The organism is Streptomyces sp. CWNU-52B (assembly GCF_047444975.1).
GTDB lineage: Bacteria > Actinomycetota > Actinomycetes > Streptomycetales > Streptomycetaceae > Streptomyces.
On record NZ_JBLFJV010000060.1, the window covers coordinates 133,468 to 158,606 of the forward strand.

A 25,139-nucleotide genomic window follows, 5' to 3' on the forward strand; every position below is an offset into this window, starting at 1 on the left:
GGACTTGATGCCCGACCACGTACCGACCGAGTTCCGGGAACACGAGCCGGCCGTCCCGCCCGCCGACACCTTCGCCGTCGTACGGTCCGAGGACGGCCGTTGGTACACGGTGACCGGCCCGTGCCCGACGTGCAGGGCGACGGTGGTCTTCCGTGTCGCGTACGGGGTGCTGGGTCCGCCCAAGCGGCTCCGGAGGCGCGGTCCGCGTACGCCCGAACCGCTCACCGGCAGCATTCCCGTCTACTGCCAGTGCGGGTACCCCCACGCGGAGAAGCCGCCGGAGTCGCCCGACTCGGGCTGCGGTGCCTTCTGGGAGGTCCCCGTGCCCTCGCCCGCGCCGAGGACGGCCACGTGACGGACCTGGCCAAGAAGCGGTTCGCGCAACTCGGCCAGCAGTTGCAGCTGGACCAGCTCACCGTCGTACGCAGGCAGGCCGAGGGGTGGCGCAACGGCCTGACCGGGCTCACCGGCCTGGTCGGTGTGGTCTTCGTGCTCAAGGGCCGGGAGAGCGTGGCCGGGATGCCCGCCGTGTGGCGCTGGACCACCGCGGCACTGCTCGTGTCCGCTTTCGTCCTGCTGCTGATCGGGGCCCTCGGTGCCGTCCGGGCCGCGCACGGGCAGTTGGGACAGCAGACCTGGCTGACCGGGGACCGGCTCTTCGCGGCCGTGCTGGACGAGGTCGAACGGACCCAGGACGCCCTGACCGCCGCGCGCCGGGCCTCCGTCGTGGGACTGTGCGCGATCGTCGCCGCCATCGCGGTGTCCTGGGTCGTTCCGGTGGAGGAGGGTGGGGGAGGGGGTTCGGGAGGGAGCGGGGAGCCCGCCGGCGCGGTGCCGTACGTGCTGGTGGTGACCGCCGACGGCCCGCGCTGCGGTGAGCTCGTGGCGGGTGGCCCCCGGACGCTGACACTTGAGGTCGCCGGGGAGAGCGGGCAGCCCGGCGGGCGGACACCGGCGGCGAGCCGGTGGCGGAGCATCCCCTTCGACCAGGTGCGCTCCATCACCCCCGTCCGCGGCTGCTGACCGGCGGACCGGACTCCGGCAGACCGCACTCTTTGGTGGAGATCTCCAAGAAACGTGCACTTACCGCTGGTAATACTTGTGAGTAACAACGTCTAGCGGAGACCGGTCCGGCCGATCTACGGTGCACTCATGCCGAACCTGCCCGATGTCGTGTTGTGGTCGATACCCGCGTTTGTGCTGCTCACCGTGGTGGAGATGGTGAGTGTCCGGATCCACCCGGACGAGGACGCCGCGGGGTACGACACCAAGGACGCCGCCACGAGTGTCGGCATGGGCCTGGGCAGTATGGCCTTCGACTTCCTGTGGAAGATCCCGATCGTCGCCGTCTACACGGCCGTCTACGAGCTGACGCCCCTGCGGGTGCCCGTCCTGTGGTGGACCGTGCCGCTGATGCTGCTGGCGCAGGACTTCTTCTACTACTGGTCCCACCGCGGGCACCATGTGATCCGCATCCTGTGGGCCTGCCACGTGGTGCACCACTCCAGCGAGAAGTTCAACTTCACCACCGCGCTGCGACAGCCCTGGACCACCTGGACCGTGTGGCCGTTCTACCTGCCGCTCATCGCCCTCGGTGTCCATCCGGCCGCGCTCGCGTTCTGCTCGTCCGCGAACCTCGTGTACCAGTTCTGGATCCACACCGAGCGCATCGACAAGTTGCCGCGGGCCTTCGAGTTCGTCTTCAACACGCCCTCGCACCACCGGGTCCACCACGCCTCCCAGGGCGGCTACCTGGACCGGAACTTCGGCGGGATCCTGATCGTCTGGGACCGTCTCTTCGGGTCGTTCGTCCCGGAGACCGACCGGCCGGTGTACGGGCTGACCAAGAACATCCACACGTACAACCCGATCCAGGTCGCCACGCACGAGTACGCCGCCATCGCCCGGGACCTGAGGGCGGCCGGGAGCTGGCGCGAGCGGGCCGGGCGGGTGTTCGGGGGGCCGGGCTGGCAGCCGGCGGATCACGTGCCCGCGGCCGAGGCCGCCCCTGTCACCAGCGGATCGGCACCGGCACGGCCGTGAGTACCGCCGACACCGCCACCACGAGACCCAGAACCACCACCTCCGCGCGCGCGGGCGAGTAGGCGGTGAGCGGTTCGGCCGCCCGGCGCAGCCGCCTGCGGGCCCACAGCGCGAGGACGGCGACGCCGGCCACGAGGAGCACCTTCGCGAGCAGGACGCGCCCGTACGCCGTCGTCGTCAACTGGTCCAGGACCGTGCCCGGCGGCATCCGGCGCAGGGTGCTGCAGATCCCCGTCGCGGTGATCACGGCGAGCAGAACGGCCGCCACGCGCGCGTAGCGGCCCAACAGCGCGACGCCCTCCCCGGGGGCGGTGTCCCGCCACCGGACCAGCGTGCGCAGCACCTGCAGCAGCCCGCCCGCCCACAGGACCGCGCAGGTCACATGGACGAGCGTCAGGCCCGAGCCGATCAGCGGACTCTGCTCGGTCGTCGGATGGGCGCGCAGGGCCTCCGCGAGGGCCACCGCGGCCAGTGGCCACACCTGGGCGGCCGGGCGCTTCGACAGGGCGCACAGCCCCAGGACGACGAACGCGTTGACCTCCAGGAGCGCGAGCGCCCCGTCCCTGGACTGGTAGAGCCCGCCGATGTCCATGTCGGAGAGGCCGCGCGGCACCAGGTTCCCGGTGGCCACCACCGAGGCGAGCCCGAGCGCGGCGGCGAAGCCGGCGGCCGCCGCCGCCGGGGCCCAGGCCCGCGGGGCGTCCTCCCACGGGGCGCCGGGCACCCCGCGGGCCAGCCGGGTGACGAAGACCTCGCCGGCCGACACGCACACCGCTCCGAACAGGACCGCCCGCAGCAGCGCGATGCCGCCCGCCCCCGGCGCGGCCGCCTCTCCCGTGCCGCGCAGCACGACGGGCGGCCCGAGCAGGGGGATCAGGGCGGCAAGGGTTACCAGGGCGAGGACGGTGACGGAACGTCGTACGGCGGCCGCGCTCACCCGGGGCGCGCCCGCCTCGCCACCCGTGTCGGCAGTCGGTCTGATCGAACTCACCCCAAGATCTTCACCAGTCGTCCCGGATCCGGGCAAGTCCGGGGAACGAAGGTACGGCGAAGGGGCCGGGCAGCGCTCGGCCGCCCGGCCCCTTCGTCAGATGGTGCGCCTTACTTCGTCACCGCGTCCAGCGCGTCCGCGGTGCCCCAGCCGTAGAAGCTGTTGCGGTTCTTCGGCCCCGAGCAGACCGCGTCGACCTTGCCGTCGCCGTCGATGTCGTACGGGTCCGTGCACGGCGTGGCGTCGGCCTCCGCGTACAGCAGGGCCTTCACCAGGGCCGCCGAGGCGTGCGGGTGCGTCGACTTGATGAGCGCGGCGACGCCCGCGACGTGCGGCGACGCCATCGACGTACCGGCCATGTACCCCCATGAGCCGCCCGGGAGCGGGCCGAGGATCAGGCCGCTGGTGGCGGGCGGGGCCGGGGTCTGGTAGCTCGTGGAGTCGCCGCCGGGTGCGGCGATGTCGATGACGCCCAGGCCGTGGTTGGAGAAGGACGACTTGATGCCCTTGGCGCCCGTCGACGCGACCGTGACGACACCCGGCAGCTGGGTCGGGATGTCGAGGCACTCGGACGGGTCGATGACCCGGTCCCCGGGGGTCGAGTCGTTGGGCGAGGTCGGGTCGGTGATCTCGTCCGCGGCGAGGTCGTAGTTCTCGTTGCCCGCCGCCGCGACGTTGACCGTGCCCTTCTTCTCCGCGTACTTCGTCGCCCGGGTGAGGGCCTCGACGAGCGCCTTCTGGTCCGGGTCGTTCTTGCAGTTGAAGTACCAGGGGTCGGTGTAATAGCTGTTGTTCGTGACGTCCACGCCGTGCTCGGCGGCCCACATGAAGCCGCAGACGACGGCCTCCGTGTAGAAGAAGCCCTCCGTCGTGGAGACCTTGATGCCGGAGACCTTGACGCCGGGCGCGACACCGGTGACGCCGACGCCGTTCTTCGCGGCGGCGATCTCGCCCGCCACGTGCGTGCCGTGCGGGCTCTCCGCGGCGCTCGGCCGCCAGGCCCCGTCGGTGGTGTCGGCCTTGCCCGACACGCAGTTGACCGAGGCGGCGCGGTCGAAGTTCGGCGCGATGTCGGGGTGCGTGTCGTCGACGCCGGTGTCGATCACGGCGACGGTGACCTTCTTGCTGCCGAGCGTCTTCTCATGGGCCTTGTCCGCCTTGATGGCGGGCAGGTCCCACTGCAGCGGCTCCAGGGGGTCCTGGCCGTCCGCCGCCTCGACGTCCGCGATCTCGTCCGCGCTGAGCGCCTTCGGGGTGCCGACGTCGGTCGTGGACTGCGCGGGCAGCGGCGCCGTACGCGTCGAGCCCGCCGACTCCACACCGCGCACCGTGCGGATCGTCTTGGCGAAGTCGGCGTTCGACGAGTGCACGACGACGACGCCTATGCGGTCGTACGTCGTCACGATCGTGCCGCCGGCCTTGGCGATGGCCTTCTTCACCTGGGGGGACGGCCCGTGCCCGGCACGGATGTTGACGACGTAGCTCAGCGGGGTGGCCGCCGCCGAGATCTGCCCGGCCACGTCGGCCGAGCCGGCCACCGGGGCCGCGGTCGCGCTGACGTTCGGCAGGAAGGCGAGAGCCGTGGCCATGGCCGTTCCCAGCGGGATGGCTATGGCGCGGCGCGAGCGTGCGGTGGGCGCGGTCATGCTGTCTCCAGTTTCGTTTCGCGAGTGCTTGCGGGCCGTGCGGGCTTGCGGGCAGCTCCGGGAGGGAGCGGGGAAGGACGGGGAGCGGACGCGGGCTACTTGACCGCCTTCAGCGCGTCGACGATGCCGAAGCCGTAGAAGCCGTTCACGCGCGGGCCGCCCTCGCAGGTGGCGTCCTGGGTGCCGTTGCCGTCCTGGTCGTAGGAGTCCGGGCAGCCCGGGTTGTTCGCCTGGGCCTTCAGCAGCGCCTGCAACTGGGCCGGAGTCGCCCTCGGGTGCGCGGACTTGAGCAGCGCGGCGACACCCGCGGCGTGCGGCGAGGCCATCGACGTGCCCTGCAGGAAGCCGTACTGGCCGCCCGGCAGCGTGGAGAGGATGCGGCCGTTCTTCGACGGGGTGTCCGGGATCTGGTAGCGCCCGTCACCACCCGGAGCGGCGATGTCGATGACACCCTTGCCGTACGTCGAGTAGTACGACTTGAGGTCCTGTACGCCGGTCGCGCTCACCGTGACGACACCCGGCAGCTGGGTCGGCACGTCGTAGCACTCGTGCGGGTCGATCGTGCGGGTGCCCGGCGTCGAGTCGTTGGGGCTGCTCTCGTCGACGATGGCGTCCGAGGCCAGGTCGTGGTTGGAGTTGCCAGCCGACGCGAGGTGCAGGGTGCCCTTCTTCGTGGCGTACCGCTGGGCCCGGTCGACGGCGTCGACGATCGCCTTCTGGTCGGGGTCGTCCAGGCAGTTGTAGAGCCACGGGTCGACGTAGTAGCTGTTGTTCGTGATCTCGACGCCGTGGTCGGCGGCGAACACGAAGGCGCAGACGACGTTCTCCGAGTAGAAGAGTCCGTTGTCCGGGTCGCTCACCTTGATGCCGGAGACCTGCACGCCCGGTGCGACACCGGCGACGCCGATGCCGTTGCGCGCGGCGGCGATCTCACCGGCGACATGCGTGCCGTGGTAGTCGTCGGCGGTGTACGGACGCCAGGCGCCCTCACTGGTGTCGGCCACACCGCCCACGCAGTTCGCGGACTGCTTCGCGGAGAAGTTGGGGGCCAGGTCCGGGTGTGTGTCGTCGACACCCGTGTCGATCACGGCGACCGTGACCTTCCTGCTGCCCGGGTTGATCTGTGCCGCCTTGTCGGCGCCTATCGCGCGCAGGTCCCACTGGTCGGCCTCGAGCGGCTCGCTCCCGGGGGTGGCCGCGGCCTCGGCCTCGGCGGCCTGAGCGGCCGACAGGCGCTCGACGGCGCCCTCGTCCGTCGTACCCGCCGCGGTCAGCGGGGTCGTACGGGTGGCACCGGCGGACTGGACGCCGCGCACGGCGCGTATCTGCGCTCCGAAGCCGGGGTTCGCCGAGTGGACGACGATGACGCCGATCTTGTCGTACGTGACGACGACGGTGCCGCCGGCCTTGGCTATCGCCTTCTTCACCGACCCGACGGTGCGGTGGTCGGTCTTCGTGTTGACCACGTACGCGAGGTTCGGTCCGTCGGCCGCAGCGGTGCCGGCCGTGGTGACGGCGGGCGCGGACTGCGGGGCCGCCGAGGCGACGCCCGGTATGAACCCGAGTGACGCGGTGAGCGACAGCACGACGGGCACGGCGAGAGCGAGCCGGCGTCTGGAACGCAGATGAGCCATGGGGTCTCCACATCATCCGGAAAAGGAACCGGCCCGAACACAGGTGGTGCTCGGGCAGGTACATGACGGGTGGTGCTGGGCCGAAACTATCCCCCGTCGTCCCTGGCCAGCAATGACTTACGGGGATGTCTTCGCGAACGGCGCGGCCGAGTTCCGAAAGAAGTGCCCGCAGTTGAACCGCTCCCGCTGCGGCGCCGTGACGTTGAGCAGGGAGCACGAGCACCGTCGTGCCCTCTGTTGGATCACGCCCGGGGCACCTAGCATCACCACCCGGCCCACGTGATCCACGTCACCGTGAGGTCAGAAATCAGCCATGCCCGCACCCAGTCCGTCCTCCGAATCCGATCCGTCCCCCGAGGCGGATCCGCCCCCTGGACCGAAACCGTCCGCCGAACCCGAGACACCCCCGTCCGACGCCGCACCCGCACCCGCAACGCGAGGAGACTCCGTGGCCACCGACGCACCGCCCCCCTCGAAAACCGAACCCCATCTCCCGTCCACCGCGGAGTTCGTCGAGATGCAGGAGAGCGCGGAGTTCGGTGAACTGCGCCGCGCCCACCGCTCCTTCGCCTTCCCGCTGACCGTCGGCTTCATCACCTGGTACCTGGTGTACGTCCTGCTCTCGATCTGGGCGGACGACTTCATGGCCACCAAGCTGTTCGGCAACTTCAACGTCGCCTTCGTCCTGGGCCTCGCCCAGTTCCTCAGTACGTTCCTCATCGCCTGGTGGTACGAGCGGCACTCCTCCAGCAAGCTCGACCCCAAGGCCGAGGCGATCAAGTCCCGGATGGAGGGCGGCGCATGAGCCCCGCGATCAGTCAGGTTCAGCTCACCCAGGTGCAGCTCGCGGCGGGGGAGGCCAGCGAGCACCGGCCGCTGATCATCTCCCTGTTCGCGGTCTTCGTCCTCGCCACCCTCGTCATCACCGTCTGGGCGGGCCGGCAGACCAAGGACGCCGCCGACTTCTACGCGGGCGGGCGCCAGTTCAGCGCCTTCCAGAACGGGCTCGCCGTCTCCGGCGACTACATGTCCGCGGCCTCGTTCCTCGGCATCGCGGGCGCCATCGCCCTCTTCGGCTACGACGGCTTCCTGTACTCCATCGGCTTCCTCGTCGCCTGGCTGGTGGCGCTGCTCCTGGTCGCCGAGCCGCTGCGCAACTCCGGCCGCTACACGATGGGCGACGTCCTCGCCTACCGCATGCGCCAGCGTCCGGTGCGTACGGCCGCCGGTACCTCCACGATCGTCGTCTCGATCTTCTACCTGCTGGCACAGATGGCGGGCGCGGGCGTCCTGGTCTCGCTGCTGCTCGGCATCACCAGCGACGCGGGCAAGGTCGGCATCGTCGCCCTGGTCGGCGTCCTGATGATCGTGTACGTCACCATCGGCGGCATGAAGGGCACCACCTGGGTCCAGATGGTCAAGGCCGTGCTGCTCATCGGCGGCACCCTGCTCATCACCTTCCTGGTGCTGCTGAAGTTCGACTTCAACATCTCCGACCTGCTCGGCTCCGCGGCCAAGAACAGCGGCCAGGGCTCGGCCTTCCTGGAGCCCGGCCTGAAGTACGGGCTCACGACCACCTCCAGCATCGACTTCATCTCGCTGGGCATCGCCCTGGTGCTGGGCACCGCGGGCCTGCCGCACATCCTGATCCGCTTCTACACGGTCCCCAACGCCAAGGCCGCGCGGAAGTCCGTCAACTGGGCGATCGGCATCATCGGCGGCTTCTACCTGATGACCATCGCGCTCGGCTTCGGCGCGGCGGCCCTCATCTCGAAGAAGGAGATCGTCGAATCCAACCCGGCGGGCAACACGGCCGCGCCCCTGCTCGCCCTGCATCTCGGCGGCGTCGACTCGGCCTGGGGCGCGATCCTGCTCGCCACGATCTCCGCGGTGGCCTTCGCCACGATCCTCGCGGTGGTCGCCGGGCTGACCCTGGCCTCGTCCTCGTCGTTCGCCCACGACATCTACGCGAACGTCATCAGGAAGGGCCAGGCCACCGAGAAGGAAGAGGTCAGGGCCGCCCGATACGCCACCATCGGCATCGGGATCGTCTCCATCGGCCTCGGCGCCCTGGCCCGTGACCTCAACGTCGCCGGTCTGGTCGCGCTCGCCTTCGCGGTCGCCGCCTCCGCCAACCTGCCGACGATCCTCTACAGCCTCTTCTGGAAGCGCTTCACCACCCAGGGCGCGCTGTGGTCGATCTACGGAGGCCTCACCACGGCGGTCGGCCTGGTGCTGTTCTCGCCGGTCGTCTCGGGCAAGGCCACCTCGATGTTCCCGGACGTCGACTTCCACTGGTTCCCGCTGGAGAACCCGGGCATCATCTCGATCCCGGTCGGCTTCCTGCTGGGCATCATCGGCACCCTCCTGTCCAAGGAGGAGCCGGACACCGGCAAGTACGCCGAGCTGGAGGTCCGCTCCCTCACCGGAACCGGGGCGCACTGACCGACCCACACCGCGGCCGCGTCGTAGATCCCTACGACGCGGCCGTCGTGCGTCTCGTGGGATCGGGCCACTCGTGTTGTCGGTCCCGTCACGTACGCTCGCTGGTATCGGGTCGACTGATCGTTCGAAGCCGTCCAGGCGTTCGTCGCAGTCCGGTCCGTGCCGCGGTCCGTATCGAGGGAGGGGCCCACGTGCTCATCGACACCTATGGCCGGGTGGCCACCGACCTGCGCGTCTCGCTGACCGACCGGTGCAACCTCAGATGTACGTACTGCATGCCCGAGGAGGGCCTGCAGTGGCTGGGCAAGCCCGACCTGCTCACGGACGACGAGATCGTCCGCCTCATCGACATAGCCGTGACCCGGCTGGGCATCGAAGAGGTCCGCTTCACCGGCGGCGAGCCCCTGCTGCGCCCCGGTCTGGTCGGGATCGTGGAGCGGGTGGCCGCGCTCGCCCCCCGCCCCCAGATGTCCCTGACGACGAACGGCATCGGTCTCAAGCGCACCGCGACCGCCCTGAAGGCGGCGGGCCTCGACCGGGTCAACGTCTCGCTCGACACGCTGCGCCCGGACGTCTTCAAGACCCTCACCCGCCGTGACCGCCACAAGGACGTCATCGAGGGCCTCGAAGCGGCCCGTGCGGCGGACCTGACACCGGTCAAGGTCAATTCCGTACTGATGCCGGGACTGAACGAGAACGAGGCGCCGGACCTGCTCGCCTGGGCCGTGGAGCACGACTACGAACTGCGGTTCATCGAGCAGATGCCCCTGGACGCGCAGCACGGCTGGAAGCGCGACGGCATGGTCACCGCGGGCGACATCCTCGCCTCGCTGCGTACGCGCTTCGAGCTCACCGAGGAAGGGTCCGGCGAGCGGGGCTCGGCCCCCGCCGAGCGCTGGGTCGTGGACGGCGGTCCGCACCGGGTCGGAGTGATCGCCTCGGTCACCCGCCCGTTCTGCTCGGCCTGCGACCGTACGCGGCTGACGGCGGACGGCCAGGTCCGCACCTGCCTCTTCGCCAGGGAGGAGACCGACCTGCGGGCGGCGCTCCGCTCGGACGCGCCGGACGAGGAGATCGCCCGGATCTGGCGGCTGGCGATGTGGGGGAAGAAGGCCGGAGCGGGTCTGGACGACCCGTCGTTCGTCCAGCCGGACCGCCCGATGTCCGCGATCGGCGGCTGACCGCTCAGCTCTCGGGCGGCTGCTGCGCGGACTCCCATTCCTGGAGGAGCACCACGTCCTTCAGGAAGCCGCGGATGCTCAGGAACTTCGACAGGTGGTCGCGGTGCTCCTCGCACGCGAGCCAGGTCTTGCGGCGCTCAGGGGTGTGCAGCTTCGGGTTGTTCCAGGCGAGCACCCACACGGCGTCCGCCCGGCAGCCCTTGGCGGAGCAGACGGGGGAGGACGGCGAGGACTCGGGCGACGGGCCGGAACCGGGAACGTTCAGAATCACGTCCCCGACAGTAGTCGACGTGCTCGACCTGAAAAGGCGACGCCGAGCAGCCACGGGGGGAGCTGCCCGGCGTCGGTCTGTCGCTCCGACGGGGGATGCGGAGCGCCCATCAAGTATGTCACGGGTAGCCCATGGCCCGGCAACGGAACAACATGATTGATCTGAAGCTTTTCTCAGACTTGAGCGGGACACAGGACTCCGCTTTTCCGGAATCCCGTGCTCAGGGTCCACCCGGAGTGCTCAGGCCCGCTCGTGCGGCTCGTCCCGCAGCCGTGCGTCGGGATCGTCCGGCAGGTCCTCCGGGGCGGGTTCCGCGACACCGCCCGCGGCCGGCCCCGTGAGCATCGGACGGGTGGGCGCGGTCACGAAGGTGGACGGCAGCGAAGGCGCGTTCTCCCGCCCCGCGTTGGCGATCACCACGGAGATGTACGGGAGCAGGATGCCGAGCACCAGGGCGACGACGGCGACATGCCGCTCGACGTTCCAGAGCGTGGCCGCGAGGATCACGGACAGCGTGCGCACGGACATCGAGATGATGTACCGGCGCTGCCTGCCGCGTACGTCGTCCGCGAGCCCCTGCCTGGCTCCCGTGATCCGGAAGACCTCCGCGTCGCTCTGCTTCCGCATCACGTTCCACCACCCACCTGCATCGGACGCTCCCGGCCCGTACGTGGCACCAACGGTACGCGGCGGCCGTGCCGCCGACGAGACCGGGGGCGGCACCGGTCAGGAGGGTGCCGACTGCGTCGTACCGCGTATGGCGGGCCCGACATGCGCCGTACGGCACACGGGTCGACACTGGGCGTAATGCTCGCGTAGAGCCGTAGCCGTATAGGAGGCAGCCATGGGCTGGTTGTGGGCAATCATCGTGGGATTCGTACTGGGCTTGCTGGCCAAGGCGATCATTCCTGGCAAGCAGCACAGTCCGCTCTGGCTCACCACGATCTTCGGAATCATCGGTGCCATCGTGGGCAATGCCATCGCCCGCGGCATGGGCATCGGTGAGACCAAGGGCATCGACTGGGGCCGGCACGCCCTCCAGCTCGTCGCCGCCATCGTCATCGTCTTTCTGGGCGACATGCTCTACTCGGCGATCCGAGGCAACAAGGGAAACAGCAGACAGCGCATCTGAGAAACGCGCGAGGAGGGGTACGTGTCCGACACCGGACGCGTACCCCTCCTCGCGCCGTCGCGCACTTCTGGTGGCGCCCGAAAGGGGCGCGGGGAAACGGCGGTGACAAGCCCCCACGTACCCGCACCCCACGGACAACCCGGCCGCACCCCACTCGGCCGCACCGACCCGGCGGCCCCGGCGGAACGCCCGCGTGGAGCTACCCGCCGACCTCGACCGCGGCAAGGTTCTTCTTGCCCCGCCGCAACACCAGCCACCGCCCGTGCAGCAGATCCCCCGCGTCGGGAACGGCGTCCTCGGAAGCGACCTTCACGTTGTTCACGTAGGCGCCTCCTTCCTTGACCGTCCGCCGTGCCGCGGATTTGCTGGCCACCAGACCCGCCTCGGCGAAGAGGCCCACCACCGGGCCCAGCTCGGCGACCTGGACGCGCGGCAGCTCGGAGAGCGCCGCGCTCAGCGTCGCCGCGTCCAGCCCGGCCAGCTCGCCCTGGCCGAAGAGCGCCCGCGACGCGGCGATCACGGCGGCCGTCTGGTCGGCGCCGTGCACCAGCGTGGTCAGCTCCTCGGCCAGCGCGCGCTGGGCGGCACGGGCCTGCGGACGCTCCTGGGTCTGCTGCTCCAGCTCCTCCAGCTCCGCACGGGACCTGAAGGACAGGATGCGCAGGTACGTCGACACATCACGGTCGTCCACGTTCAGCCAGAACTGGTAGAACGCGTACGGCGTCGTCATCTCCGGGTCGAGCCAGACGGCGCCGCCCTCGGTCTTGCCGAACTTGGTGCCGTCCGCCTTGACCATCAGCGGCGTCGCGATGCAGTGCGCCTCGGCGTCCGGCTCCAGCCGGTGGATCAGGTCCAGGCCCGCCGTGAGGTTGCCCCACTGGTCGCTGCCGCCCTGCTGGAGCGTGCAGCCGTACCTCCGGTACAGCTCCAGGAAGTCCATGCCCTGGAGCAGCTGGTAGCTGAACTCCGTGTAGCTGATGCCCTCCTGGGACTCCAGACGCCGGGCGACCGAGTCCTTCGTGAGCATCTTGTTGACGCGGAAGTGCTTGCCGATGTCCCGGAGGAACTCGATGGCCGAGAGACCGGCCGTCCAGTCGAGGTTGTTCACCATCACCGCGGCGTTCTCGCCCTCGAAGGACAGGAACGGCTCGATCTGGGAGCGCAGCCGGCCGACCCAGGCTGCGACCGTCTCCGGGTCGTTCAGTGTGCGCTCCGCCGTCGGGCGCGGGTCGCCGATCTGGCCGGTCGCCCCGCCCACCAGGGCCAGCGGGCGCAGCCCCGCCTGCTGGAGACGGCGCATGGTGAGGACCTGCACCAGGTGCCCGACGTGCAGCGAGGACGCGGTGGGGTCGAAGCCGCAATAGAACGTGACGGGACCGTTCGCGAGCGCCTTGCGCAGTGCGTTCTCGTCGGTGGACAGGGCGAACAGCCCACGCCACTTCAGCTCGTCGACGATGTCCGTCACGGTTCTCGTGTCTCCTCGAATGATCGTTCAGATGCCCGGGTGGCCGACGTGGCCGACCGACCCGAGGCTACCGAGGTTATACGCCCTGACTGACAGAGCTCATATTGAAATCGGGCACCCTCAGCGCCGGCATCGCGGCCCTGGTGAACCAGTCGCTCCACTCGCGCGGCAGCGTCTTCTCGGTCCGCCCCGCCTGGGTCGCCCGCCCCAGCAGCCCCACCGGCGACTCGTTGAACCGGAAGTTGTTCACCTCACCCGTGACCTCGCCGTTCTCCACGAGGTAGACGCCGTCCCGGGTCAGCCCGGTCAGGAGCAGGGTCGCCGGATCGACCTCGCGGATGTACCAGAGGCAGGTCAGCAGCAGCCCGCGCTCGGTGGCCGCGACCATCTCCGCCAGGGAGGTGTCCTCGCCGCCGTCGAGGACGAGGTTGCCGATGCCGGGGGCCACCGGCAGACCGGTCAGGCCCGCGCTGTGCCGGGTGCTGGTCAGACGCTTCAGCTCGCCCTCGCGGATCCACTCCGTGGCGCTGAGCGGCAGCCCGTTGTCGAAGACGGACGCGTCGTCCCCGGAGGAGTGGGTGAGGACGAACGGGGCGCTTTCGAGTCCGGCCTCGTTCGGGTCGCTGCGCAGGGTCAGCGGCAGCTCGGTGAGGCGGTCACCGACGCGGGTACCGCCGCCGGGCCTGCTGAACACCGTCCGGCCCTCCGCCGCGTCCCGGGCCGCCGCCGACCACATCTGGTAGATCAGCAGGTCCGCGACGGCGGTCGGCGGCAGCAGCGTCTCGTACCGCCCGGCGGGCAGGTCCACGCGGCGCCGGGCCCAGTCCAGCCGGACGGCCAGCTCTGCGTCGAGCGCCGCCGGGTCCACGTCCTTGAAGTCCCGCGTGGAACGCCCGGCCCACGCGGAGCGCGTACGGTCCGGCGACTTGGCGTTCAGCTCCAGCGTGCCGTTGGGCTGGTCGTGGCGCAGCCGCAGCCCCGTGGACGTACCGAGGTAGCTGGTGACGAGCTCGTGGTTGGCGAAGCCGTACAGCTCGCGGCCACCCGCACGCGCGCGTGCGAACGATTCGCCGAGCGCCGGGGCGAAGTCCGTGAAGACGGCCGACGAGGTCTCGGCGGGCGCGTCCGTGAAGTCGGGGGAGGCGGGTACGCCCTCGACGAGCGGCTGCGCGTCCTCCGCGGGGCTCGCCCCGCGTGCCGCGGCCTCGGCGGCCCGTACCAGCGGCTCCAGTTCGTCGGCGGTCACGGCCGAACGCGAGACGACCCCGGAGGCGGTGCCCGCACGCCCGTCGACCGTGGCGACGACGGTCAGCGTGCGCCCGCGCGTGACGCCGTTCGTGGTCAGCGCGTTGCCCGCCCAGCGCAGGTTGGCGGTCGACTGCTCGTCGGCGATGACGACGCACCCGTCGGCCCGGGACAGTGCGAGAGCGCGCTCGACGATCTCGTGCGGCTTGTTCGCGACGGCGCTCATCGACCGGCCTCCTGGGTGGTGTTCAGAATGTTGACGCCCTTGAAGAGGGCGGACGGGCAGCCGTGCGAGACGGAGGCGACCTGGCCCGGCTGGGCCTTGCCGCAGTTGAACGCGCCGCCCAGGACGTAGGTCTGCGGGCCGCCGACGGCCGCCATCGAGCCCCAGAAGTCCGTGGTCGTCGCCTGGTAGGCGACGTCCCGCAGCTGGCCCGTGATCCGCCCGTTCTCGATCTTGAAGAAGCGCTGGCCCGTGAACTGGAAGTTGTAGCGCTGCATGTCGATGGACCAGGACCGGTCGCCGACCACGTAGATCCCCCGGTCGACACTCCCGATGAGGTCCTCGGTGGACATCCCGGCGGGATCAGGCTGGAGCGACACGTTCGCCATGCGCTGTACGGGCACATGGCCGGGGGAGTCGGCGTACGCGCACCCGTTGGACCGCTCGAAGCCGGTCAGCTTCGCGATCCTGCGGTCCAGCTGGTAGCCGACGAGCGTGCCGTCCTTCACCAGGTCCCAGGACTGCCCGGCCACGCCCTCGTCGTCGTACCCGATGGTCGCGAGCCCGTGCTCGGCGGTGCGGTCGCCGGTGACGTTCATCAGCTCGGAGCCGTACCTGAGCTTGCCCAGCTGGTCGAAGGTGGCGAACGAGGTCCCCGCGTACGCGGCCTCGTAGCCGAGCGCACGGTCCAGCTCGGTCGCGTGGCCGATGGACTCGTGGATGGTCAGCCACAGGTTGGACGGGTCCACGACCAGGTCGTACGCGCCCGCCGTGACGCTCGGCGCCCGCATCTTCTCGGCGAGCAGCTCGGGGATGCGCTCCAGCTCGCCGGCCCAGTCCCAGCCGGTACCGGTCAGGTACTCCCAGCCGCGCCCGACGGGCGGCGCGATCGTGCGCATCGAGTCGAACTCGCCGCTCGACTCGTCGACGGCCACGGCGGTCAGCTGGGGGTGCAGCCTGACCCGCTGCTGGGTGGTCACCGTGCCGGAGGTGTCCGCGTAGAACTTGTTCTCGTGCACCGTCATCAGCGAGGCGTCGACATGACTGACGCCGTCCGCCGCGAGCAGCCGGGCGCTCCACTCGGCCAGCAGCCCGGCCTTCTCCTCGGCGGACACGGAAAAGGGGTCGACCTCGTACGAGGAGACCCATGTCTTCTCGGCGTGCACGGGCTCGCCCGCCAGCTCGACCCGCTCGTCGGACCCCGCCGCCTTGATGACCTGCGCCGACAGCTTGGCCATCGCCACGGCCTGCGACGCGACCTTCGCGGCGGCGTCCATCGTCAGATCCACGCCGGAGGCGAACCCCCAGGTCCCGCCGTGCACCACCCGCACCGCGTACCCCAGGTCGGTGGTGTCCGAGGACCCGGCCGGCTTGGCGTCCCGCAACCGCCAGGTCGCGCCGCGCACCCGCTCGAACCGGAAGTCCGCGTGATCGGCGCCGAGCGCGCGGGCACGGGCGAGCGCCGCGTCGGCCAGGGCCCGCAGCGGCAGCGCCAGGAATGACTGATCGACTTCGTGGGCCACGAGCGGCCTCCCTTTGTCACTGTTGTCGAGGTCGTCGAGATGCCTCGCAGTGAATCATGCAGCGCGGACAACCCGGCTTCCAGCGGATTCGCGTTCTGCTCAGGGGAGCTCCGTCCGCGCGTCGTTCCGTTCCCGCGGCAGGACGTGACACGATGTAGGGATCCGACAGCAGGCAGGGTGCGTCACTGTCGGTGCCCGATTCTCCGCAGAGCTGGTCGTACCGATAGGTTTTCGAGGTACCAGACCGGCTACTGAAAGGGTGATCCGTTGAGCCGCTCGGTTCTCGTCACCGGAGGCAACCGGGGCATCGGCCTCGCCATCGCCCGCGCATTCGCCGACGCGGGTGACAAGGTCGCGATCACATACCGTTCGGGCGAGCCGCCGGCCGCTCTGACCGAACTGGGCTGCCTCGCCGTCAGGTGCGACATCACCGACAGCGAGCAGGTGGAGCAGGCCTACAAGGAGATCGAGGCCGAGCACGGCCCGGTCGAGGTCCTCGTCGCCAACGCCGGTGTCACCAAGGACCAGTTGCTGATGCGGATGTCCGAGGAGGACTTCACGTCCGTCCTGGACACCAACCTGACGGGCACCTTCCGGGTCGTGAAGCGCGCCAACCGCGGCATGCTGCGCGCCAAGAAGGGCCGGGTCGTCCTCATCTCCTCGGTGGTCGGCCTGCTCGGTTCGCCGGGGCAGGCGAACTACGCCGCCTCCAAGGCCGGCCTGGTCGGGTTCGCTCGCTCGCTCGCCCGTGAGCTGGGCTCGCGCAACCTCACCTTCAACGTCGTGGCACCCGGTTTCGTCGACACCGACATGACCAAGGCGCTCACCGACGAACAGCGCGCGGCCATCGTGAAGCAGGTGCCGCTCGGCAGGTACGCGCAGCCCGAGGAGATCGCCGCGACGGTGCGGTTCCTCGCCTCGGACGCAGCCTCGTACATCACTGGAGCCGTCATCCCCGTAGACGGCGGACTGGGAATGGGTCACTGATCACCATGAGTGGAATTCTCGAGGGCAAGCGTGTCCTGATCACCGGCGTGCTGACGGAGTCGTCCATCGCCTTCCACACCGCGAAGCTGGCCCAGGAACAGGGCGCCGAGATCATCCTGACCGCCTTCCCGCGGCCCACGCTGACCGAGCGCATCGCCAAGAAGCTCCCCAAGCCCACCAAGGTCCTCGAACTCGACGTGACCAACGACGAGCACCTCGGGCGGCTCGCCGAGGCCGTGGGCGAAGAGCTGGGCAGCCTTGACGGCATCGTGCACTCCATCGGGTTCGCCCCGCAGGACGCCCTGGGCGGCAACTTCCTCAACACGCCGTTCGAGTCGGTCGCCACGGCCATGCACGTCTCCGCCTTCTCCTTGAAGTCGCTGACCATGGCCTGCCTGCCGCTGATGCAGAACGGCGGAGGCTCGGTCGTCGGCCTCACCTTCGACGCCCAGTACGCCTGGCCGCAGTACGACTGGATGGGCCCGGCGAAGGCCGCCCTGGAGGCCACCAGCCGGTACCTCGCCCGCGACCTGGGCAAGCAGAACGTGCGCTCCAACCTCATCTCGGCCGGCCCGCTCGGCTCGATGGCCGCCAAGTCCATCCCGGGCTTCACCGAGCTGGCCTCCGTCTGGGACAACCGCTCGCCCCTGGAGTGGGACCTCAAGGACCCCGAGCCGGCCGGGCGCGGCGTCGTCGCGCTGCTCAGCGACTGGTTCCCGAAGACCACCGGCGAGATCATCCACGTCGACGGCGGACTGCACGCGATCGGCGCCTAGGCGCAGAGGTGCGTGAACGCTTGCGCAAGCGTTCACGCACACGCTTGCGCAAGCGTTTACGCGAACGGTTGCGTAAGCGGTTGCGCCAGTGTTCCCGTACGGAGTCGGCGCCCCGTTCCCCGCAGCGCGCGGGGAGCGGGGCGTCACCCGTTCGGCCCCACCGGCCGGGCGGCGAAGGGGGGTAACGGCCCACTCTGGAGTAGGAGTTCTTCTCCCGAGACCCTCCCGAGCCCAGCCGAGGAGGTCCCCTTGTGCGCCTGTCCCCGCGCCGATGCGAGCATCGGCTCCACAGGAATGGCTTCGCGTCACCCCCTGCGGCACTGTTCGCCGCTCTGACCCTCCTGCTCGCGGTGCCCGCCGGCGCCGCCTCGCACACCGCGAGAACAGCGCCCCACGCGCGCGTGCCGGTGGAGGAACGGCCCTTCGGAGCGGCGTGCCGCACCGTCGTCGACGGCTCGCACGTGACGGCGTACTGCCGCAACCCCTATCCGGAGCCCGACCACCTCGGTCTGCACATCGAGTGCGAGCGGTGGTGGGACATCGACGCCGACGGGGTCAGCGTCGAGGCGGGCCCCGCGCAGAACGTGCGGCTGACCGGCCGCTGCTGGAAGGAAGTCCGCTCGGCGTGGGTCAGCCACCGGAAGTGACGCTTCCCGGGCCGCTCAGGCCCCCGGCCCGCCCAGCCCCGGGCGGCACAGATACGGATAGCCGGCCGCCTCCGAGCCCGCCGTCTGCACGTCGCCCGCGCGGATCGCGTCCACCAGGCGCGCGTGGTCCGAGTACGTCTCGGGCGTCAGCTCCTCGCCGATGTCCTCGCGCAGCCAGTCGCGCACGACCTCGCCCAGGTCCGCGTACATCGCCGTCATGACGTCGTTGTGGGACGCGGCGACCACCGCCAGGTGGAAGGTCGTGTCGGCGGCCACGAAGGCGTCCGCGTCACCCGACGCCCAGGCCTCCTCCCGGCGTACGAGAAGCGCGTCCAGCTGTTTGAGATCACGCTCGGTGCGGCGCTCGGCGGCCAGCCTCGCCGCGCTCGACTCCAGCGTGGAACGCAGCTCGGCGACGTGCCGAGGGTCGGCGTCCGCGAATCGGCGCTGCATCACGCCGGCCAGCTCGCTGGTCGCCACGACGTAGGTGCCCGAACCCTGCCGGATGTCGAGCAGACCGTTGTGCGCGAGCGCCCGGACGGCCTCGCGGACCGTGTTGCGGGCGACACCCAGCTGCTCGACCAGCTCCGGCTCGGTGGGGATACGGGAGCCCACCGGCCACTCGCCCGACGTGATCTCGTTCCGCAACGCGGCGATGACCTGTTCGGACAGGGCCGAACGGCGGGGGTGACTCAGTGACATGACGGCCCTTCGCGCCAGGGGGTGCACCAGGAGGACGTACCGCGATGCGGGTGTCCGGCGATTGTGCACCAAGGGATTGGACAACCAATCATCCCATGATTCTATGATGGTGCTCATGACGAGCGAAGAGAGCCGGACGGCCGTGTCCCCGTCGATACGCGGCTCCGCACCGGACACGGGCCATGACACCGCCCGGAGCGAGGGCCAGGGCCCGGGGCAGAGCCGGGGCCCGGGGCAGGGCCGGGGCGCGGACCACGACGTGGATCTCCGCCCGCCCGTCACGCGCGCGTGGCTGACGCGACTGGTGATCGCCGGCATCGTCCTGGCGGCTCTCAACCTGCGTCCCGCCATCACCAGCCTGGGCGCCCTCCTGGAAGAGGTGCGCGACGGGCTCGGCATGAGCGGCAGCGTCGCCGGACTCCTCACCTCCGTGCCCCCGCTCTGCTTCGCCGTCTTCGGCGTCATGGCGCCGCGCCTCGCCCGTCGCTTCGGGCCCGCCGCCGTGGTGTGCGCCGGCATGGTGGCGATCGGCGCGGGCCTGGCGATCCGGCCGTTCACCGGGAACACGGTGGGCTTCCTCGTCGCCAGCGCCCTGGCCCTCATGGGCATCGCGGTGAGCAACGTCCTCATGCCGGTGATCGTGAAGCGCTGGTTCCCGGACCGGGTCGGCTCCATGACCGGCCTCTACTCGATGGCCCTCGCTCTCGGCACCGCCGGCGCTGCCGCCGTCACCGTGCCCATGACCAGGTCCCTGGGCGGTGACTGGCAGTGGGGCCTCGCGGTCTGGGCGGGCCTCGCGGTCGCCGCGCTCCTGCCGTGGATCCCACTGGCGCGGGCCAAGGGCACGGTCCTGTCCGCCGATCCCGCCCCCGCCCGGATCCCTGTCCAGGCGCCTGTCCAGACCCCCGGCCAGGCCTCGGCTCCGTCCTCGGTACCGGCATCGGTCCCGGCTCCCGACCAGCCGACCGACCCGGCTTCCGTCCCCGCCGCCGTGCCCGCCTCGGTGCCGGCTTCCGGAACCGGCCGGGCGGCCGCTCCGCTGCGGATCACCCGGAGCCGTACCGCCTGGGCGCTCGCCGTCTTCTTCGGGCTCCAGGCGAGCGCCGCGTACATCACGATGGGCTGGATGGCACAGATCTTCCGGGACGCCGGAGTCTCGGCGGGCACCGCCGGACTGCTGCTCGCCGTCACGATGGTGATGGGTGTCCCGCTGGCCTTCGTCATACCGCGGCTGGCCACCCGGCTGCCCAACCAGGGGCCGATCGTCGTGGCCCTCGGACTCTGCGGCTTCGTCGGCTACGCCGGGCTCTACCTGGCTCCGGCGGGCGGCGCCTGGGTGTGGGCCCTGCTGCTCGGGGTCGCCAACTGCGCCTTCCCGCTGGCCCTCACGATGGTCGGCATGCGGGCCAGGACCGGAGCGGGGGTCGTGCAGCTGTCGGCCTTCGCGCAGAGCACCGGCTACCTCATATCGATCCCCGGCCCGGTGCTGGTCGGCGTGCTCTACCAGCACAGCGGCGGCTGGGGACTGCCGATCGCACTGATGGCGGGCCTGATGGTCCCGCAGATCGTGGTGGGCGTCCTGGCGGGCCGCGACCGCACGGTGGAGGACGAGGCCGCGCGGTGACCCCACCGGTGAGGAGCCGGGCGAACAGTGCGAGACTTGTCCCATGCCCGTGCTCGATCCGAACCCCCAGAACGGCCAGAAGAAGATGCTGCTCGTCTTCGGCGCGTTCCTCGTCATCTTCGTGGTCATCGGCGTCATCGCGACGATCGCCTCACCCTGACCGAGCCGGAGTGATCTTGATCCGGCCCGGACGGTGGGGCTAACCCCCCTGTCCCCTAGGGGGCGAGTGTCAGGGTCAAGTGGGTGGATCACCGGATGGGTTGAGGGACTCCGAGTCCGTACCTTCGAGATGTGACCGCGAGGACGCGGACCACGGACCACTCGGAGCCCCACGGAGGCGGCATGTCGGCCCCTACGCACACCCCGCCCCACCCGGCGACCGGGCGCGGCGTCGAAGCCCGGCTGCCCTGGTGGGCCCTCGTGCTCCCGGTGCTCGCCTTCGCGGCGCTCCTGCTGCTGATAGCCAACCCCGCGGACGCCCAGGCGGCGGGCGGGGACCCGGTGATCGGCGACCTCATCGAGCGGATCCGGCAGATCCTGCTGCACAGGGCCTCCTGAGCCCTCCGCGACTCACGGCCGGGCAGCGCATCAACTCCCTGCGCCCCATGGAGTGTTTCGTGCGAAGCTGGGACCCATGAGCGTCGCAGAACCCCGCAGGATTGTCCTTTTCCGGCATGCGAAGGCCGACTGGCCCGAGGTGCCCGACCACGAGCGTCCGCTCGCTGAGCGGGGCCGCAAGGACGCCGCCGTCGCCGGACGCAAGCTGGCCGACACCGGCATCCCCTTCGAGCTGGCCCTCTGCTCCACCGCGGTCCGGACCCGCGAGACCTGGAAGCTCGCCGTCCAGGAGCTTCCGCACCGGCCGAAGACGGTCTACGAGGAGCGGCTCTACGAAGCCGCCCCGGGCCAGCTGATCGCCGTGCTCAACGAAACCCCCGACGACGTGCACGACGTGGTCCTGATCGGTCACAACCCCGGAGTGCAGGGCCTCGCCGACGTCCTGGCCGGCCGGTCCGAGGGTGACGCGCAGGAGCGGATGAGCCACCAGGAGTTCCCGGCCGCCGCCTTCGCCGTGCTCTCCTTCACCGGCTCGTGGAAGAGCCTGGAGCCGGGCGTGGCCACTCTGCTCGACCACTGGAACCCGTCCGAGTGACCGCACCGTGAGCGCGGACGGGGCCCGGCACCCACGGTCGATCGTGTGGGTGCCGGGCCCCGTCTCTGCCGCGGGAGGCACAGAAAGCACAGGAGCCTCAGGGGAGGCGGTGACCTCGGGGAGGCGCGTTGGCCGTGGGGCTCAGTCCACGTGCATGTCCGCCGCCTCGACCTCTTCGCGTGTCACGCCCAGCAGATAGAGGACCGTGTCCAGGAAGGGGAAGTTCACCGCGGTGTGCGCGGCCTGACGCACCACCGGCTTGGCGTTGAAGGCCACTCCGAGACCGGCCGCGTTGAGCATGTCCAGGTCGTTGGCGCCGTCACCGATCGCCACCGTCTGACCGAGCGGCACCCCGGCCTCCGCGGCGAACCGGCGCAGCAGCCGCGCCTTGCCCGCGCGGTCCACGATCTCGCCGGTGACCCGGCCCGTCAGCTTCCCGTCGACGATCTCCAGCGTGTTGGCCTGGGCGAAGTCCAGCCCGAGCCGTTCCTTCAGGTCGTCCGTCACCTGGGTGAACCCGCCCGAGACGACCCCGACTTGGTAGCCGAGCCGCTTCAGCGTACGGATGAGTGTGCGCGCACCCGGCGTCAGCCGTACCTCGCTGCGCACCTTGTCCACCACGGAGGCGTCGAGCCCCGCGAGCAGGCGTACGCGCGCGTGCAGCGACTGCTCGAAGTCCAGCTCCCCGCGCATCGCGGCCGCCGTCACCTCGGCGACCTCGTCCTCGCAGCCGGCGTGCGCCGCGAAGAGCTCGATGACCTCGTCCTGGATGAGCGTGGAGTCCACATCCATCACGACCAGGCGCTGAGCCCGCCGGTGCAGCCCGGCCGCGACCACCGCGATGTCGACGCCGAGGGCCGCCGCCTCGGTCACCAGCGCCGTCCGAAGCGTCTCGGTCTCCGTGCCGGACACGGCGAACTCGACCGCCGTCACGGGGTACTTGGCCAGCCGGAAGATACGGTCGATGTTGCCGCCGGTCCCGGTGATCCGGGAGGCGATGGCGGCCGTCGACTCCGCGGTGAGCGGATGCCCGAGGACGGTCACCAGCGACCTGCCGTGCCCGCGCGGCCGGTTGTCGCCGTGCCCGGAGATGATCTCGGCCTCCAGCCGCATCGAGTCCGCCCAGCTGTGCACGGTGGCGCGCAGATCGCCTTCCAGACCGGCCGCGGGATGGGTCAGGAGTGCGCACAGCATGATCCGGCCACGGGTGAGGACCTGCTCGATGTCGACCACGTCGACCGAGTAGGCGGCGAGGGTGTCGAAGAGCCCGGCGGTGATGCCGGGGCGGTCCTTGCCGAAGATCTTGACAAGGAGAGTGGGGATATCGGAGGGGATATCAGAGGTCTGCGATGCGCTCATGGTGTTTCCACCGTATCCGGCACTCCGTGCCGGATGCCCCTGAGGTCCGCCTGACGGACGGGGAACAGTACATGTCGTCCGGATGTCCGCGGCCTGCACAGGCCGTGTCCGCCCCGCCTTTCACCCCTGGTCCACATCCGATCACTCCCGGTCACCTCGGTCGGCGCCGGTCGGTGCCGGTCGTGCCGGTCAACGTCGTCCGCCCGGCTTGCGGGGCGGTGGCGGCGGCGGGAGCTCGTCCGGCGGCGGAGGAGGCCCGTCCTGCGACGACCGGGGCCGGCGCCGGGACCCTGGAGCGGGCGGCGCCGGACGGGGCGACGGCGCGAAGGGTCCGGCCACCGTCTGGGCCCCGTACACGTCGTCGGGCGGCCTGGCGCCGGGCGGTTGCCCACCGGGAGCCTGCTCACCGGGGGTCCGTCCGCCCCCGCCAGGAGGCCGTGGCTGCCCGCCGGGGCCGGGCTCCCGCAGTTCGTCGGGCAGCCGCAGATAGGGGTTCGTCTCCGGGTTCGCCGGCCGGAACGGCGCCCCCGGGCTGTAGGGCCCGCTCTCCCCGTGCACCTGCTCGCCGTGCCCGCTCTCCCCGGCGAGATCCGCGTACGGGGCGACGGGTTCCGGTATGACCGCGTCACCGCGTGCCAGCGGTGCCGCCTGCCGGCCGGCCGCGCCCGTGGCGCTCGCGAGCAGCGCGCCCGCCGCCCCCGCCCCAGCACCCCACAGCGCTCCGAGCAGCAGGGCCATGCCGAGCTGCCCGCGCAGTTCGAGCCCGGAGTCGAACCCGTCGATGCCGAGCACCGACAGCGAGGCGTTCACGGACACCTCGGTCAGCCAGGCCAGCAACGGCAGCGCGAGCGCGGTCACGATCGCCAGGCGCAGCGCGCAGCGGCCGGCGAGACCGAGGACACCCCGTTCCCGTACGAACGGTGTGCGCGCGGCGGTCAGCACGCCCGCGAACAGCATCATCAGCGCCGTCGCGATGCCCAGCAGCCAGACCCGGCCGTCCAGTTCGGCCAGTCTGCCCAGCGTGACGGGCTGGTCGGTGGAGAACTTCAGCAGGTCGTCCAGGGGATCGGGCAGGAACTGGAGGAAGGGGCCCGTGGCCTTCCCGTCCCAGGGCACGAAGAGCCCGATCGGGATGCCGAGCCACACGCCGTTGGGCGCCCCGAGCAGGGCGGCGCCGGCGATCCGCTTGGGGTGGTCGTCGCCCACGGCCGCGTACGCCGCCGCCGCGAACCCCGCGAGGACCGCCACGAGTAACACCGTGACGAGTGCGGACACCGCGGGCCGCACCACACGGTGCACCGACTGCCAGCCGCGCGGCAGCGGGGTCCTGCGGGAGGCCAGCAGCGCGATCAGCAGGACGCCGAGCACCCAGCCCAGGCCGCCGAGGAGCGTCGGCACGGTGTCGACGGTGAAGCCCACCTTGGCGTTCGCGTCCGCGAGATCGCCGAGCCGGTCCGGCAGGAGGCCGCCGATGTCGCCGAGCCCCGGCACCTTCACGTCGTCGGGCAGCCCGCCGCCCGGCAGCCGGTCGAGCCCGAGGGCACCGCCGTCGATCGTGACGATGTCGTGGCCCGCCCAGGCCAGACCGCCGAGCATCGCCACGAAGAGGCCGGCCACCGTGCCCGCCCGCGCCACCAGTTCGGCGGGTGAGATCACCGCGCCCGCCGAGCGCAGGGAACGCAGGAAGAACCAGGCCAGCAGCAGCGCGCCCACCAGGCTCACACCGAGTGGCGTGATCTGCAGGGCGGTGTCGGCCTGCGCGCCCTCCAGGCCGAACGCCGACACGTCGCCCGACGGGGTCACCGACCCACCCGCCCCGAGCGCCACGACCGCCGCGGTCATCGGCCCGAGCGAGGCCGTCGCGTCCGCTTCGAGCAGATGGAGCCCCAGCGCCCCCACGCCTGCCATGCCTATCAACGCCCAGCTCACGGCGGCGACCGAGGACAGCAGAACATCACCCACCGGTACGCGCCTGCCGTGCCCCACCGACCCGTCGCTCATCGTCAGCCCCCCGACTCCGCACCACGACGCTCCCGTCGCGGTGTCCCCCTCGCGTGGGATTACCACTCTCCGGTCCGGTTTCAACCCCGTC

The 25,139-nt window shown here is 70.9% G+C and carries 25 protein-coding genes; 14 read left to right on the forward strand and 11 right to left on the reverse strand.

Annotated features, from left to right (window positions below; genetic code table 11):
- The first annotated feature begins 7 nt into the window (after window positions 1-7).
- The 3 genes from ACLVWQ_RS38665 to ACLVWQ_RS38675 all read left to right on the forward strand — a co-directional run bounded on the left by ACLVWQ_RS38665 (window position 8) and on the right by ACLVWQ_RS38675 (window position 2,043).
- Window positions 8-355 carry a hypothetical protein gene (locus ACLVWQ_RS38665; RefSeq protein ID WP_414113990.1) on the forward strand — a complete coding sequence of 116 codons (348 nt, stop codon included), beginning with the start codon at window positions 8-10 and terminating at the stop codon, window positions 353-355.
- Entirely contained in the window at window positions 352-1,023 is a 672-nt protein-coding gene (locus ACLVWQ_RS38670; RefSeq protein WP_414113991.1) for a hypothetical protein, read from the forward strand. Before ACLVWQ_RS38665 ends, ACLVWQ_RS38670 begins: the two co-directional genes overlap by 4 nt.
- 129 nt (window positions 1,024-1,152) lie before the next feature.
- The gene (locus tag ACLVWQ_RS38675; RefSeq protein ID WP_414113992.1) at window positions 1,153-2,043 is read left to right on the forward strand and encodes a sterol desaturase family protein; all 891 of its coding nucleotides are present in this window, start codon (window positions 1,153-1,155) and stop codon (window positions 2,041-2,043) included.
- On the opposite strand, the gene ACLVWQ_RS38680 is transcribed toward ACLVWQ_RS38675, so the two are convergent.
- From ACLVWQ_RS38680 to ACLVWQ_RS38690, 3 genes are all read right to left on the reverse strand, one after another.
- Window positions 2,012-3,034, reverse strand: coding sequence for a CopD family protein (locus tag ACLVWQ_RS38680; RefSeq protein ID WP_414113993.1), 1,023 nt, complete (start codon window positions 3,032-3,034; stop codon window positions 2,012-2,014). The two genes, ACLVWQ_RS38675 and ACLVWQ_RS38680, sit on opposite strands and share 32 nt — an antisense overlap.
- Window positions 3,035-3,144: 110 nt before the next feature.
- On the reverse strand, window positions 3,145-4,680 hold the full coding sequence (locus ACLVWQ_RS38685) for a S8 family peptidase (protein ID WP_414113994.1): 1,536 nt from the start codon (window positions 4,678-4,680) through the stop codon (window positions 3,145-3,147).
- 95 nt (window positions 4,681-4,775) lie between these two features.
- On the reverse strand, window positions 4,776-6,314 hold the full coding sequence (locus ACLVWQ_RS38690; protein ID WP_414113995.1) for a S8 family peptidase: 1,539 nt from the start codon (window positions 6,312-6,314) through the stop codon (window positions 4,776-4,778).
- 448 nt (window positions 6,315-6,762) lie between these two features.
- On the opposite strand from ACLVWQ_RS38690, the gene ACLVWQ_RS38695 reads away from it, so the two are divergent.
- The 3 genes from ACLVWQ_RS38695 (at window position 6,763) to moaA (ending at window position 9,940) form a co-directional block, all read left to right on the forward strand.
- Window positions 6,763-7,119 carry a DUF485 domain-containing protein gene (locus ACLVWQ_RS38695; RefSeq protein WP_414113996.1) on the forward strand — a complete coding sequence of 119 codons (357 nt, stop codon included), beginning with the start codon at window positions 6,763-6,765 and terminating at the stop codon, window positions 7,117-7,119.
- Window positions 7,116-8,759, forward strand: a complete 1,644-nt coding sequence (locus ACLVWQ_RS38700) for a cation acetate symporter (protein ID WP_414113997.1) — start codon at window positions 7,116-7,118, stop codon at window positions 8,757-8,759. Before ACLVWQ_RS38695 ends, ACLVWQ_RS38700 begins: the two co-directional genes overlap by 4 nt.
- A 191-nt stretch (window positions 8,760-8,950) precedes the next feature.
- On the forward strand, window positions 8,951-9,940 hold the full coding sequence (gene moaA / locus ACLVWQ_RS38705) for a GTP 3',8-cyclase MoaA (protein ID WP_414113998.1): 990 nt from the start codon (window positions 8,951-8,953) through the stop codon (window positions 9,938-9,940).
- A 4-nt stretch (window positions 9,941-9,944) separates the two neighbouring features.
- On the opposite strand, the gene ACLVWQ_RS38710 is transcribed toward moaA, so the two are convergent.
- Both ACLVWQ_RS38710 and ACLVWQ_RS38715 read right to left on the reverse strand, forming a co-directional pair.
- Window positions 9,945-10,211 carry a hypothetical protein gene (locus ACLVWQ_RS38710; protein WP_414113999.1) on the reverse strand — a complete coding sequence of 89 codons (267 nt, stop codon included), beginning with the start codon at window positions 10,209-10,211 and terminating at the stop codon, window positions 9,945-9,947.
- 240 nt (window positions 10,212-10,451) lie between these two features.
- Window positions 10,452-10,838 carry a DUF3099 domain-containing protein gene (locus ACLVWQ_RS38715; protein WP_414114000.1) on the reverse strand — a complete coding sequence of 129 codons (387 nt, stop codon included), beginning with the start codon at window positions 10,836-10,838 and terminating at the stop codon, window positions 10,452-10,454.
- 217 nt (window positions 10,839-11,055) lie between these two features.
- Here ACLVWQ_RS38715 and ACLVWQ_RS38720 point away from each other — a divergent pair, with 217 nt between their 5' ends.
- A complete protein-coding gene (locus tag ACLVWQ_RS38720; RefSeq protein WP_414114001.1) occupies window positions 11,056-11,343 on the forward strand; it encodes a GlsB/YeaQ/YmgE family stress response membrane protein in 288 nt (95 codons plus the stop codon).
- 199 nt (window positions 11,344-11,542) lie between these two features.
- On the opposite strand, the gene tyrS is transcribed toward ACLVWQ_RS38720, so the two are convergent.
- From tyrS to ACLVWQ_RS38735, 3 genes are all read right to left on the reverse strand, one after another.
- Entirely contained in the window at window positions 11,543-12,808 is a 1,266-nt protein-coding gene (tyrS, locus tag ACLVWQ_RS38725) for a tyrosine--tRNA ligase (RefSeq protein ID WP_414114002.1), read from the reverse strand.
- 76 nt (window positions 12,809-12,884) lie between these two features.
- The gene (locus tag ACLVWQ_RS38730) at window positions 12,885-14,279 is read right to left on the reverse strand and encodes a metallopeptidase TldD-related protein (protein WP_414114003.1); all 1,395 of its coding nucleotides are present in this window, start codon (window positions 14,277-14,279) and stop codon (window positions 12,885-12,887) included.
- Window positions 14,276-15,799, reverse strand: coding sequence for a TldD/PmbA family protein (locus ACLVWQ_RS38735; protein ID WP_414114004.1), 1,524 nt, complete (start codon window positions 15,797-15,799; stop codon window positions 14,276-14,278). The genes ACLVWQ_RS38730 and ACLVWQ_RS38735 overlap by 4 nt, the downstream gene beginning before the upstream one ends.
- 267 nt (window positions 15,800-16,066) lie before the next feature.
- Here ACLVWQ_RS38735 and fabG point away from each other — a divergent pair, with 267 nt between their 5' ends.
- The 3 genes from fabG to ACLVWQ_RS38750 all read left to right on the forward strand — a co-directional run bounded on the left by fabG (window position 16,067) and on the right by ACLVWQ_RS38750 (window position 18,209).
- Entirely contained in the window at window positions 16,067-16,786 is a 720-nt protein-coding gene (gene fabG, locus ACLVWQ_RS38740) for a 3-oxoacyl-[acyl-carrier-protein] reductase (RefSeq protein WP_414114005.1), read from the forward strand.
- A gap of 5 nt (window positions 16,787-16,791) precedes the next feature.
- Window positions 16,792-17,562, forward strand: coding sequence for an enoyl-ACP reductase FabI (gene fabI, locus ACLVWQ_RS38745; protein WP_414114006.1), 771 nt, complete (start codon window positions 16,792-16,794; stop codon window positions 17,560-17,562).
- Window positions 17,563-17,882: 320 nt separating this feature from the next.
- Window positions 17,883-18,209, forward strand: a complete 327-nt coding sequence (locus ACLVWQ_RS38750) for a hypothetical protein (protein ID WP_414114035.1) — start codon at window positions 17,883-17,885, stop codon at window positions 18,207-18,209.
- Window positions 18,210-18,224: 15 nt separating this feature from the next.
- Here ACLVWQ_RS38750 and ACLVWQ_RS38755 read toward each other — a convergent pair whose 3' ends face one another.
- A complete protein-coding gene (locus tag ACLVWQ_RS38755; protein ID WP_414114007.1) occupies window positions 18,225-18,911 on the reverse strand; it encodes a FadR/GntR family transcriptional regulator in 687 nt (228 codons plus the stop codon).
- A 103-nt stretch (window positions 18,912-19,014) separates the two neighbouring features.
- Between ACLVWQ_RS38755 and ACLVWQ_RS38760 the strand changes: the two genes are divergently transcribed.
- The 4 genes from ACLVWQ_RS38760 to ACLVWQ_RS38775 all read left to right on the forward strand — a co-directional run bounded on the left by ACLVWQ_RS38760 (window position 19,015) and on the right by ACLVWQ_RS38775 (window position 21,688).
- On the forward strand, window positions 19,015-20,535 hold the full coding sequence (locus tag ACLVWQ_RS38760) for a CynX/NimT family MFS transporter (protein WP_414114008.1): 1,521 nt from the start codon (window positions 19,015-19,017) through the stop codon (window positions 20,533-20,535).
- Window positions 20,536-20,578: 43 nt separating this feature from the next.
- Entirely contained in the window at window positions 20,579-20,695 is a 117-nt protein-coding gene (locus tag ACLVWQ_RS38765; protein WP_414114009.1) for an SGM_5486 family transporter-associated protein, read from the forward strand.
- A 182-nt stretch (window positions 20,696-20,877) separates the two neighbouring features.
- Entirely contained in the window at window positions 20,878-21,093 is a 216-nt protein-coding gene (locus ACLVWQ_RS38770; protein WP_414114010.1) for a hypothetical protein, read from the forward strand.
- Between the two features lie 76 nt (window positions 21,094-21,169).
- Window positions 21,170-21,688, forward strand: a complete 519-nt coding sequence (locus tag ACLVWQ_RS38775; RefSeq protein ID WP_414114011.1) for a SixA phosphatase family protein — start codon at window positions 21,170-21,172, stop codon at window positions 21,686-21,688.
- Between the two features lie 141 nt (window positions 21,689-21,829).
- Here the strand turns inward: ACLVWQ_RS38775 and serB are convergent, their stop codons facing one another.
- Complete coding sequence (gene serB / locus ACLVWQ_RS38780; protein WP_414114012.1) at window positions 21,830-23,047, reverse strand: phosphoserine phosphatase SerB; 1,218 nt, start codon at window positions 23,045-23,047, stop codon at window positions 21,830-21,832.
- Window positions 23,048-23,236: 189 nt separating this feature from the next.
- A complete protein-coding gene (locus ACLVWQ_RS38785) occupies window positions 23,237-25,048 on the reverse strand; it encodes a streptophobe family protein (protein ID WP_414114013.1) in 1,812 nt (603 codons plus the stop codon).
- Between the last annotated feature and the right edge of the window lie 91 nt (window positions 25,049-25,139).